Origin of the sequence: Paraburkholderia lebeckiae, assembly GCF_050436225.1 — a bacterium.
GTDB classification, from domain to species: Bacteria; Pseudomonadota; Gammaproteobacteria; order Burkholderiales; family Burkholderiaceae; genus Paraburkholderia; species Paraburkholderia tuberum.
Map to the genome: position 1 here is coordinate 1,330,755 of NZ_JBNDLU010000001.1, position 10,371 is coordinate 1,341,125.

At 66.2% G+C, this 10,371-nt stretch carries 11 protein-coding genes and 2 pseudogenes; 10 read left to right on the plus strand and 3 right to left on the minus strand.

Translation table 11 applies throughout. The features are described from left to right. Positions 1-3 precede the first annotated feature (3 nt). The 6 genes and pseudogenes from OKW45_RS06280 (at position 4) to OKW45_RS06305 (ending at position 4,845) form a co-directional block, all read left to right on the plus strand. Positions 4-321: a YXWGXW repeat-containing protein gene (locus tag OKW45_RS06280; RefSeq protein ID WP_429466607.1), complete on the plus strand. Its 318-nt coding sequence runs from the start codon at positions 4-6 to the stop codon at positions 319-321. 242 nt (positions 322-563) lie between these two features. Then, positions 564-1,154: pseudogene (locus tag OKW45_RS06285) on the plus strand (RNA polymerase sigma factor); the annotation flags it as partial. Next, positions 1,151-1,567, plus strand: coding sequence for a hypothetical protein (locus OKW45_RS06290; protein WP_018425062.1), 417 nt, complete (start codon positions 1,151-1,153; stop codon positions 1,565-1,567). The pseudogene OKW45_RS06285 and the gene OKW45_RS06290, both read left to right, overlap by 4 nt. Continuing rightward, positions 1,564-2,076: a periplasmic heavy metal sensor gene (locus OKW45_RS06295; protein ID WP_018425063.1), complete on the plus strand. Its 513-nt coding sequence runs from the start codon at positions 1,564-1,566 to the stop codon at positions 2,074-2,076. Before OKW45_RS06290 ends, OKW45_RS06295 begins: the two co-directional genes overlap by 4 nt. 82 nt (positions 2,077-2,158) lie before the next feature. After that, positions 2,159-3,691, plus strand: coding sequence for a DUF1800 domain-containing protein (locus OKW45_RS06300; protein ID WP_429466609.1), 1,533 nt, complete (start codon positions 2,159-2,161; stop codon positions 3,689-3,691). A gap of 5 nt (positions 3,692-3,696) precedes the next feature. Beyond that, positions 3,697-4,845, plus strand: a complete 1,149-nt coding sequence (locus tag OKW45_RS06305; protein ID WP_429466611.1) for a DUF1501 domain-containing protein — start codon at positions 3,697-3,699, stop codon at positions 4,843-4,845. Positions 4,846-5,066: 221 nt separating this feature from the next. Here OKW45_RS06305 and OKW45_RS06310 read toward each other — a convergent pair whose 3' ends face one another. Both OKW45_RS06310 and OKW45_RS06315 read right to left on the minus strand, forming a co-directional pair. Then, on the minus strand, positions 5,067-5,630 hold the full coding sequence (locus tag OKW45_RS06310) for a flavin reductase (protein WP_429466613.1): 564 nt from the start codon (positions 5,628-5,630) through the stop codon (positions 5,067-5,069). A 48-nt stretch (positions 5,631-5,678) separates the two neighbouring features. Then, complete coding sequence (locus OKW45_RS06315; RefSeq protein ID WP_429466615.1) at positions 5,679-7,073, minus strand: LLM class flavin-dependent oxidoreductase; 1,395 nt, start codon at positions 7,071-7,073, stop codon at positions 5,679-5,681. Between the two features lie 294 nt (positions 7,074-7,367). Between OKW45_RS06315 and OKW45_RS06320 the strand changes: the two genes are divergently transcribed. The 4 genes and pseudogenes from OKW45_RS06320 to OKW45_RS06335 all read left to right on the plus strand — a co-directional run bounded on the left by OKW45_RS06320 (position 7,368) and on the right by OKW45_RS06335 (position 8,828). Then, entirely contained in the window at positions 7,368-7,658 is a 291-nt protein-coding gene (locus OKW45_RS06320; protein WP_184010058.1) for a nucleotidyltransferase family protein, read from the plus strand. After that, the gene (locus OKW45_RS06325) at positions 7,655-8,041 is read left to right on the plus strand and encodes a HepT-like ribonuclease domain-containing protein (protein ID WP_429466617.1); all 387 of its coding nucleotides are present in this window, start codon (positions 7,655-7,657) and stop codon (positions 8,039-8,041) included. Before OKW45_RS06320 ends, OKW45_RS06325 begins: the two co-directional genes overlap by 4 nt. Before the next feature lie 83 nt (positions 8,042-8,124). After that, a pseudogene (locus tag OKW45_RS06330) lies at positions 8,125-8,244 on the plus strand (recombinase family protein); the annotation flags it as partial. A 14-nt stretch (positions 8,245-8,258) separates the two neighbouring features. Beyond that, a complete protein-coding gene (locus tag OKW45_RS06335) occupies positions 8,259-8,828 on the plus strand; it encodes a helix-turn-helix domain-containing protein (RefSeq protein ID WP_429466619.1) in 570 nt (189 codons plus the stop codon). An 18-nt stretch (positions 8,829-8,846) separates the two neighbouring features. Here the strand turns inward: OKW45_RS06335 and OKW45_RS06340 are convergent, their stop codons facing one another. Next, complete coding sequence (locus tag OKW45_RS06340; RefSeq protein WP_429466621.1) at positions 8,847-9,224, minus strand: BON domain-containing protein; 378 nt, start codon at positions 9,222-9,224, stop codon at positions 8,847-8,849. Positions 9,225-10,371 lie beyond the last annotated feature (1,147 nt).

A 10,371-nucleotide genomic window follows, 5' to 3' on the forward strand; every position in this document is an offset into this window, starting at 1 on the left:
GACATGAACACCAACCGCATCACTCGTCTGCTCGGTTCCACGCTGAGCGCCGCGCTGTGCTGCGCGGCCACGCTGACGGCCGCGCCCGTCTCCGCACAAGTGATGATCGCGCCGATGGCACCGCCGCCGCCGCGCGTCGAAGTCGTGCCCGCGCCACGGGACGGCTATGTGTGGGATCAGGGCCGCTGGCGCTGGGAGCACGGCCGCTATGTGTGGGTGCCGGGCCACTGGCAGCCGGTGCGCCTCGGCTATCACTGGGTGCCCGGGCATTGGGCGCAACGTGGGCCGCACTGGCGCTGGATCGAAGGACATTGGGCTTGAGAGGCTTGCGATGAAACCACTCGTGATGATTCTGCTGGCGGCCTCGCTCGCCGGCTGTGTGGTCTATCCGGCACGCCCGACCTACTACCGGCCGGCGCTCGTCGTATATTGACCGCGTACGTGATACCAGCCCGGATAGCGGCGTAGCGGCACGACGACATAACGACACGACAGCTGAAGGAGCGGCGGCAAGTGAACGACGTTGATCCCGTGATGCGGTCCTCACGCGAGAGCGCGCGCGTGATGTCGCGACCGAGCCGCACGCCTTGAGCGACGCACCACCCGATCCGGACGCCGAGCTGATCGCGCGGGTGGGCCGCGCGGAGCCCGGCGCGGTCCGCTCGCTGGTCGCGCGCAAGCTGCCGCGGCTACTTGCGCTCGCCACGCGCATGCTCGGCGATCGCATGGAAGCGGAGGACGTCGCGCAGGAGGTCTTCGTGCGAATCTGGAAACAGGCGGCCCGCTGGCGTGAGGGCGAAGCGAAGTTCGACACGTGGATGCACCGGGTCGCGCTCAATCTTTGCTATGACCGTCTGCGCGGCCAGCGCGAAGACCCGAGCGACGAACTGCCCGACTCGGCCGATCCCGCCGCGCCGCCCGACGCGCGGCTCGAAGCGCGTGCCGACCACGCGCGCGTGCGCGCGGCGCTCGCCGCGCTGCCGGCGCGACAGCGCGAGGCACTCGTGCTGACCTACTACCAGGAGATGTCGAATGTCGACGCTGCCGCCTTGATGGGCGTCAGCGTCGATGCGCTGGAGAGTCTGCTGAGCCGCGCGCGCCGCGGTTTGCGCGCCCAACTGGCCGGCAGCGGCCTTAGCAAGGACAAGTCATGACGCCCGAAAGATTCCATCAGATCGTTGCAGCTTACGGCGCCGACGCGCGCCGCTGGCCGGAGCGCGAACGCGAAGCCGCGCAGGCGTGGGCGCGCGAGCATCGCGTCGAAGCCGATGCGGCGTTGAGCGACGCGGCCAGCCTCGACGCGTGGCTCGCCGCCGACGAGCTCGAACCGCCGAGCCTCGAACTGCAGCGTCGCATCATCGAACGCGCGCCGTCCCGACGCCCAGCCGCGCGCTGGCGTTTGTGGTGGTCGGGCGCGGCGGTGGCAGGTGTCGGGCTGCTCGGCGGCGTGGCGGGGGCGTTCGCGGTGTCGTTCTTCGTGCTGACCGGGAACGCGCCGGTCGTGCATGAATCCTCGTATCTGACTTCGAGCTTCGGCGGCAGCTCCGCCGATTGGAGCGGCGAATGAACGGGCGCTCGTGGAAATTTGCGCTGCTGGGCTCGGTGGTGCTCAACGTGTTTCTGCTCGGCGCGATCGCCGGCGGCGCGTATCAATGGTTCGCCGCGCACGGTGCGAATCCGCCGGCGGCGGCGCAGGACCAGCGCGCGCTGCGGTTCGCCGCCGAGCCGCTGTCGGCGCAACAGCGGCAGGCGTTTATCGACGGCCTGAAGAGCGCGCGGCGCGACGGGCGCCAGTATGCGCGCGACGCTCGCGAAGGGCGTCGTGAGGTGCTGCGTCTGCTGGCCGCGCCGCAGTTCGATCGCGCCGCACTCGATGCCGCGCTCGCGCGCACGCGCGCGGCCGACGTCAGCTTGCGCGCGATGGTCGAAGCGAGCGTCGCCGATTTCGCGGCGACGCTGACGCCCGAGGAGCGCGTCGAATTCGCCGAGAGTTTGAAGTTGCGCGGGCAATGGCGCGAAGCGCCGCCGGCGCCGAACGCGAAAAAACCGGCGGCGAATGCCGCATCGAGCGAATAAAAAATGCGCGCGATGGCGACGGATTTCAGCACGTCGGCCGTTTAACGGACATGCAGGTGTCCTACCTGCCGACGAGGATCGTATGGCCAACTCACCGAACCTGAATGCCGCGGCGATCGCACTGAACCGCTTCGGCCTCGGCGCGCGCGCCGACGAAACGCCGCCCGCCGATCCGAAGGGCTGGCTGCTCGCGCAGTTCGAGCCGTATCAGCCGCGGCCCGACGCGTGGGCGAACCAACCTGATTCGATCGCATTGTCGACGCAGCTCGTGCAGCAGCGCATGCAGATGGAGCAGAAGTCGAAACAGAGGGCGGGCGAGGAGACCAACCCGAGCCAGAATGCGAACCACGGCGCAGACAACAGCGCAAACAAAAGCGCCAGCAACACCGCAGCGGTCAGCCAGACCGACGCGCAAGCCGCCAGGCAAGCCGAAAGAAAAGCACTGCGCGTCGAGATACTCGACATGTATCGCTCGTCGGTCAATGCGCGCGTCGCAAGCGCGCTGACCACGCAGACGCCGTTCATCGAACGCCTCGTGCATTTCTGGGCGAATCACTTCGCGGTGTCGACCGAAAAGCCCGGCGTCGCGGCGCTCGCCGGGTCGTTCGAAGCGGAGGCGATTCGCCCGCACGTGCTCGGCCGTTTCGAGGACATGCTGGTGGCGGTCGAGCGTCATCCGGCCATGCAGCTGTTCCTCGACCAGACCCGCTCGGTCGGTCCCGACAGCATGGCCGCGCTGCGCGCCGCGCAGCGCAATCCGGACAACAAACGCGGACTCAACGAGAACCTCGCGCGCGAGATCATGGAGCTGCATACGCTCGGCGTGCGCAGCGGCTATAGCCAGGACGACGTGACCGAGTTCGCGCGTGCGCTGACCGGCTGGAGTCTCGTCGGCAATCCGGGGAACGGCGGCGCCAATGCAAACCGGCGCGTGCTGGAACAGAACGGCGAACCCGGCAGCTTCGTGTTTCGTCCCGCGCTGCACGAGCCCGGCTCGCGCACGATCATGGGACGCCGCTACGACGAAGCCGGCGAACAGCAGGCGCTCGCGATCCTGCACGACCTCGCGCACGCGCCGGCCACCGCGCGGCATATCGGCACGAAGCTCGCGCGCCATTTCGTCGCCGACAATCCGCCACCTGGCGTCACCCAACGTCTGGCCGATGCGTTCGCGCACAGCGACGGCGATCTGCCGGCCGTCTATCGCGCGTTGATCGATACGCCGCAAGCGTGGTCGCCGGCCGCGGTGAAGTTCAAGACGCCGTGGGAGTGGACCATCTCGTCGATGCGCGGACTCGGCTGGCACGAGCCCGGCAATCTGCAGAGCGCGCCGATCCTCACGCAGCTTGGCCAGCCGGTGTGGCGGCCCGGTTCACCCGCCGGCTACGACGATATCGCCGCGAGCTGGGCCGCGCCCGATGCGCTCGTGCGCCGCGTCGAAGTCGCGCAACGTTTCGCCTCGCGCGTGGGTGACCGGCTCGATGCGCGCTCGCTCGGCCAGACCTTGCTGGCTGGCTCGCTCAGCGAGCCGACGGCCACGGCGGTGTCGCGCGCGGAAAGCGCATCGACGGCGATCGCGCTGCTGCTCGTATCGCCCGATTTTCAACGGAGATGAATGCCATGCTGTCACGCCGCCAGTTTCTGAGCGTCGCCGCCGCCGGTGCCGGCGCACTGCTCGTGTCGCCGCGGATTGCGTTCGCGCATGTCGCGACCGACCGCCGCTTCGTGTTCGTGATCCAGCGTGGCGCGGCCGACGGGCTGAACATCGTGGTGCCGTACGCGGACCCCGCGTATGCGACGCTGCGCGGGCCGCTCGCGATCGATGCGTCGAACGCGCCGCATCTGGACGGCACGTTCGCGCTGCATCCGGCGCTCGCGCAGATGGCGACGCTGTACGCGCAGCGCGAGGCGTTGTTCGTGCACGCGGTCGCCTCGCCGTATCGCGACCGCTCGCATTTCGACGGACAGAACGTGCTCGAAACCGGCGGCACGTCGCCGTATCGGACGAAGGACGGCTGGCTCAACCGGCTCGCAGCGCTACTGCCCGCCACCCGCGAAAACGCGATCGCGTTCGCGCCGACCGTGCCGATGGCGCTGCGCGGGCCCGCGGCGGTGACGTCGTATGCACCGTCGGCCTTGCCGCAGGCGCCCGACGATCTGCTCGCGCGCGTGTCGCAACTGTACGAGCAGGACGCGCAGCTGCGTCCGCTGTGGGAATCGGCGATGGCGGCGCGCGGCCTTGCGGGCGACGCTGGCGCGCGCCAGGACCCGGCGAGCCTCGGCAAGCTCGCGGCCAGTTTTCTGGCGCGCGACGACGGTCCGCGCATCGCGATGATCGAGACCGGCGGGTGGGACACGCACAGCGCGCAGAACGCGCGGCTCGCGAATCAACTGAAGGCGCTCGACACGATGCTCGCGGCGTTGCGCGACGGCATGGGTTCATCGTGGAGCAAGACCACGGTGCTGGTCGCGACGGAGTTCGGCAGGACCGCCGCCGCGAACGGCACGGGCGGCACCGATCACGGTACCGGCTCGGTCGCGATGGTGCTGGGCGGGTCGGTGCAGGGCGGACGCGTGATTGCGGATTGGCCGGGCCTCGCGCCGCATCAGCTGTATCAGTCGCGCGACCTGAAGCCGACCGCCTCGCTCGATGGGTTGATCGCCGGCACCGCTAGTGAAAGTCTCGGGCTCGATCCCGAACGGACGGCGGCAGCGCTGTTTGGCCGGACCATGGCGGGCAGACCGATGACGGGCGTCGTGCGGGCGTGACGCGCTGATCGAACAGCGGCGTGCAATGACGATGGCACGGAGGCGTGATGGGCGATCGAGGGTTCGATGGGCGAGCGACGTGTGATTGTGAAGGACGGAGGTTCGCGTCGCATCGGCGCGGCGAGTCGCGTGAGCTGACGCTGACTGCTTTGCTCGACGCGTTGATCGTCGGTGCAGCGAGCGAAAGTATTGCGCTCGATCCGGAGCGCACCGCGGCCGCGCTATTCGGCCAGACGATCGCGGCCGGGCCGTTGGCGTGGGTGGGGCGGGGCAGGTGAAGCGGCGGGCGTCGCGTGAACCGAGCGCTCGCCGACGCGATGATAGCGGCGGCCGTAGTAGATCAGCGCATCGCCCGCGTCATGCGTGCGCGCGGCTTTCACCGCGCAGAAGAACACCGTGTGCGTGCCGACTTCGGTCACCGACTCGATCTCGCAGTCGAGCGACGCGAGCGCGTCCTGCAACACCGGAGCGCCGGTTGCGAGGTCGTCCCATTGCGCGGCGGCGAAGCGCTCTTCGATCGCGAGCGCGCTCGTGGCGAAGTGCGCGGCAAGCGCCTGCTGCTCGGCGCTCAGCACGTTCACGCAGAGCTTGCCGTTGCTGCGAAACGCCGCGTTGTTGCGGCTACTGCGGTTGATGCAAACGAGCAGGGTGGGCGGCTCGTCGGTGACGCCGCAGACCGCCGACGCGGTGCAGCCCGCAAGGCCGGCTTTGCCGTCGCTGCTGATGATGTTGACGGCCGCGCCAAGCCCTGCCATCGCGTCGCGGAACGTGCTCTTGTCAAGCATGGGGGCCTCTGCTGGAAGTCGGGGTTCGCGAAAACAAGGGTGGTCGAGTTAGCCGCGAGCCTCGTCGTCCGGCGCCGCTGCGCGAGCCGGCGAACGGAAGCGCGCCGCCGTGTGGCTCTCAGGCAGCCGCGCGTGGCCGAACAGCTTTTCGCGCAGCGTGCCGTCACGATACGCGCGCTTGTACGCGCCACGCTCCTGCAGCAGCGGCACGACCAGTTCGATGAAATCGTCGAAGCACTCGGGCACGACGGTGCGCGACAGATTGAAGCCATCGACGCCGGTTTCCTCGGTCCACGCGATCAGCTCGTTGGCGATTTTGTCGGCCGAACCGACGAGCGGCTGTTGGCGGCTGCCGAGCACCATCTGTTCGAGCAGCTTGCGCTTCGTCCATTGCGGACCGGCCGCGCGCGTCATCGCTTCGACGTTCGACACGATCGCCTGGCTCTTGCCCGTTTCGATCGGCTCGTCGAGGTCGTAGCGCGCGAAGTCGATGCCAAGCGACGCGGCCGCATGCACCAGCGCCGCCTCCGAGCTCACATAGCGGCGGTACTCGTCGAATTTCTCCCGCGCTTCCTGATCGGTGCGGCCCGTGATCACGGTCTGGCCGAGCAGTACCTTGATGTCGTCGGCGCGGCGGCCGCCGGCGACCGCGTGCGCGCGGATGTCGTCGACGATCGTCCTGACCGCCGGCTTCGCCTGGCCGTTGACGAACACGCACTCCGCGTGTGCCGCCGCGAACTGTTTGCCGCGCGCGGACGAACCGGCCTGATACAGCACCGGCGTGCGCTGCGGCGACGGCTCCGCGAGATGCATCGCATCGACGCGGTACTGCTTGCCGTGATGATGGATCACGTGGACTTTCGACGCGTCCGCATAGACGCCGCGCGCCTTGTCGCGCAGCACCGCGCCGTCTTCCCAGCTGCATTCCCACAGCTTGTACACGAGCTCCATGTACTCGTCGGCGAGATCGTAGCGGTCGTCGTGCGCCATCTGGCTGCTCAGGCCGATCGCGCGCGATGCGCTGTCCAGATAGCCGGTCACGATGTTCCAGCCGACCCGGCCGCGCGTCAGATGATCGAGCGTCGACATGCAGCGCGCGAACAGAAACGGCTGCTCGACCGACAGATTCGACGTGACGCCGAACGACAGATGCCGCGTGAGCGCGGCCATCGCCGGAATCAGCAGCGTCGGATCGTTGACCGGCACCTGCACGGCGCCGCCGATTGCCGCGTCCGGGCTGCCGCCGTAGACGTCGTACACGCCGACCACGTCCGCGAAAAAGATGCCGTCGAACAGGCCCGCTTCGAGCTTGCGCGCGTAGTCGGTCCAGTACTGCAGATCCGTGTAGCGCGTGGACTGATCGCGCGGATGGGTCCACAGCCCTTGCTGGATGTGGCCTACGCAGTTCATGTCGAACGCATTGAGAACGATTTCCTTCGGCATGGTGTGTTCCTGCTGACGAGCGGGTTCGGGCGATGGCGTTTCGTTTAATATAGTGGACGAAAAATCACTATGCAAGACATTGTTGGCTGGCTGTGCCGGTTGCAGTGGTCGTAGCGGGCTGAACTGGTCTGCGCTGATCCTGGCGCTGGTGCGTCAAAGGCAATCAGCTTGGCGTAGGCTGTGCCGGGGCAGCAAGCCCGCCAACGCAACCGGCATGACACGGGAGGTGAAGGCATTGCGAGTCTCGACTCAATCGCTTATCGTCTCGATGAGTTTCGATAAGAAAGGATGCCCATGCGACCGTCCGTTGTTCTCGACATGAAGCGCAGCGTAGTGCGCGAAGCGACGAGTCGCTTCCGCGCAGCGAACCCGCGCGTGTTCGGCTCGGTGCTGCACGGCACCGACCGGGACGGCAGCGACCTCGATCTGCTGGTCGATGCGTTGCCAGGGGCGACGCTGTTCGACCTTGGGGGGTTACAGGATGAACTGGAAGCGCTACTCGGCGTCCACGTCGATCTGCTGACCCCGGCCGACCTGCCGCAGAAGTTCCGGGCCAAGGTGCTTGCGGAGGCGCAGCCGGTATGAACGAGAACCGCTTGCCGGACTACCTCGACTACATGCAGCAAGCCGCAATCGATGCTTGCAGCTTCGTGAAGGGGCAGGCCAAGGATCACTTCCTTGAGGACAAGCGCACCCAGCGGGCCGTCGTCATGAGCCTCATCATCATTGGCGAGGCCGCCACGAAAGTAATGGACCGCTATGCCGACTTCGCTCAGGCGCACCCTGAAGTGCCGTGGCGCAGCATGCGCGGGATGCGCAACCGCATCGCCCACGGCTACTTCGATATCAACCTTGATGTGGTGTGGGACACAGTGCAAACGGCGCTACCAGAGCTACTGAAACAACTACCTGCCGCGTGCCAGGATGCCGAAGATGAAGACCGCAAGGACGGTGGAATGAAGCAATGACCGAGCGGATGGAGTTAACGGAACTGAAGGCAATTATCTCGGCCGCCGGCGGCAACGAACTCGTCAATGGGCACTGTCACGCCATGATGATCGGCTATGCCCGTGTCTCGACGCAGGATCAGAACCTTGAGTTGCAACAGGAGGCCTTGACCAAGGCCGGTTGTCGGAAGGTCTTTGAGGATAAGGTGCCCCGCACTTGCGCAACGACGACCCCGCCATGTCCGAAACTTCCGCCATCGATCTGACCCAGGCGATTTCCGCGCGCGTGAAGACCGAGCGCGAGGCGCGCAACTGGTCGCTCGCCGAGCTGGCCGAGCGCTCGGGTGTATCGAAGGCGATGATCAGCAAGATCGAGCGTGGCGAGGCGAGTCCGACCGCGACGGTGCTCGGGCGGCTGTCGGGCGCGTTCGGGCTGACGCTGTCCACGTTGCTCGCACTCGCCGAGCAGACCGGCGAGCGGCTCGTGCGTCATGCGGACCAGTCGCTGTGGGAGGACCCCGAAACCGGCTATACGCGGCGGCGTATTTCACCGCCGACCGGCGGCGTGCTGGAACTGCTCGAAATCGAATTGCCGATTGGGGTGAGGGTGCCTTATCCGTCGGATGCGTTCGTGTTTCAGCATCAGCAGATCTGGGTCACGCAAGGGGTGCTGACGTTTCGCGAGGGCGCGCTGACGCACCAGCTCGAAGCGGGGGATTGTTTGCAACTCGGTGCGCCGGTCGAATGCGAGTTCTTCAATGCGGGCACCGAGGTGTGCAGGTATGTGGTGGGGTTGGTGCGGCGCTGAGTTGCGTCCAGCTTGTGCTCAGCTCCCGCCACTCCCGCGGGATGGCAGGTTCAGGGTGAGTCTGTTGGTCACCGAGGTCACGCCCGGCACGCCTTTCGCAACATCGCCGGCCTGCTGGATCATTTCGCCCTGAGGCACCGAGCCGGTCAACGTCACCGCGCCGCCGCGCGCCCGCACGAACACGTTCGATACATTGAAGCCCGGTGCTTTACCGAGCGCGCGCCGCACGTCGCGGCCGAGCTTGCGATCCGCCGCACGCGTCGATTGGGCATTCGTGGCCGGCGCGGCTGCCGTGGCGGCAGGCGCCTGCGCGTCGCTCGCCTGGGCATAGGCGCTGGATGCGGTTGCCACGCACAATGCAATACCGAGCACCTTCAAAAGATTGACTGTTTTCACGGTTTCACCATCCTCGATAGATTGATGTTGCTTCGTTGCATGTTAGAAACGTCGCGCTTTGTCGAGCTGGTCTGGACTCTGGGAAGCGCCTGTCTTGTAGAGGAGTGGTGTTTTTGGCGCTTCCGGCGCGGTTAAAAGATACTCCTGACGGCGCGGACATGCCAAAAAACTGAATCGCGGAAGGAAGTGCGTGCGCCTTGATTCCAGCACGGTGAGACACAGGCACCGGCATACGACGCAGCCGACTATAAGCGCGGGCGCTCGGTGACCAGTTTGTCCCAGAACGACGGAGGTAACGAAATACTCGAATCTCCTTCACCGCCATTTCCGCGGGAAAATTCGACGGACGGACCGAGATAACGGGGCGGCGAATACGGATTCAGCGAGTATCGCAGACCCGTTGACCAGAAAAGATCGGGGACAGGCGTGCTGAACGTGCGCTGTGCTAGCAGCTTCCCAGTTTTTGCATCGAATAGCCTGCCGACATATTCAGGGCTTCCACTGCGGCCCGGAATCCATCGCAACGGTCAAAGCTCTGCCGTGTACAGGCCGTGGGCAGGTGCCGATTTGCGACACTCGCTTCCTTGCGGAGTATGGTCGAAGAGACCGAGACAAAGCACGACGATGAGACCCGCGAACAATGCGACACGCGTAGAGATGCGTTTCATAGATAGAGCACGATCGGCAGAAAGGGTGGCGGCGCACATAGCGCAGGATAAGCCCACGGTGGGGCCGCTCGAGCTGGTTGTAGCGGAAGCGGCGCAGGACCGACGCGACCCACTCGCGCCGTTCGTTGGGGCTTGCTGCCGGAGCAAAGTCGAGCGTATGGGTGCCATCGAGGATAGCGCGCACCTGGTCCAAGGCGCGGATTTGCGATTCGTTCAAGTCAATGATCATCCGGTGATCATCACCCATCCCCGTTACCCGGCGGCGGTCAACTCTGGCGTGTTTGGCACACAACGGGCTCTTCTTCCGTTGGAAACGCGCCAGACGCCGTCGCGCAGGCCTCCGAAAACACTCGTTCACGCTCGCGTCCGGTTGGACAGCGCTTAGCAGTACGCCCTGACAATAAATGACAAATTTCCAGACTTCGCTGGATTGAATCGGGGCGGCTCGCAGGGTAAAAGCGTTGTGGGACGAAATTAGT

Bases quoted from the DNA above. Each gene is read 5' to 3' on its own strand.
- OKW45_RS06290 (WP_018425062.1), top strand. From the start codon at position 1,151: ATGACGCCCGAAAGATTCCATCAGATCGTTGCAGCTTACGGCGCCGAC.
- OKW45_RS06300 (WP_429466609.1), top strand. From the start codon at position 2,159: ATGGCCAACTCACCGAACCTGAATGCCGCGGCGATCGCACTGAACCGC.
- OKW45_RS06310 (WP_429466613.1), bottom strand. From the start codon at position 5,630: ATGCTTGACAAGAGCACGTTCCGCGACGCGATGGCAGGGCTTGGCGCG.
- OKW45_RS06320 (WP_184010058.1), top strand. From the start codon at position 7,368: ATGCGACCGTCCGTTGTTCTCGACATGAAGCGCAGCGTAGTGCGCGAA.
- OKW45_RS06280 (WP_429466607.1), top strand. From the start codon at position 4: ATGAACACCAACCGCATCACTCGTCTGCTCGGTTCCACGCTGAGCGCC.
- OKW45_RS06305 (WP_429466611.1), top strand. From the start codon at position 3,697: ATGCTGTCACGCCGCCAGTTTCTGAGCGTCGCCGCCGCCGGTGCCGGC.
- OKW45_RS06325 (WP_429466617.1), top strand. From the start codon at position 7,655: ATGAACGAGAACCGCTTGCCGGACTACCTCGACTACATGCAGCAAGCC.
- OKW45_RS06295 (WP_018425063.1), top strand. From the start codon at position 1,564: ATGAACGGGCGCTCGTGGAAATTTGCGCTGCTGGGCTCGGTGGTGCTC.
- OKW45_RS06335 (WP_429466619.1), top strand. From the start codon at position 8,259: ATGTCCGAAACTTCCGCCATCGATCTGACCCAGGCGATTTCCGCGCGC.
- OKW45_RS06315 (WP_429466615.1), bottom strand. From the start codon at position 7,073: ATGCCGAAGGAAATCGTTCTCAATGCGTTCGACATGAACTGCGTAGGC.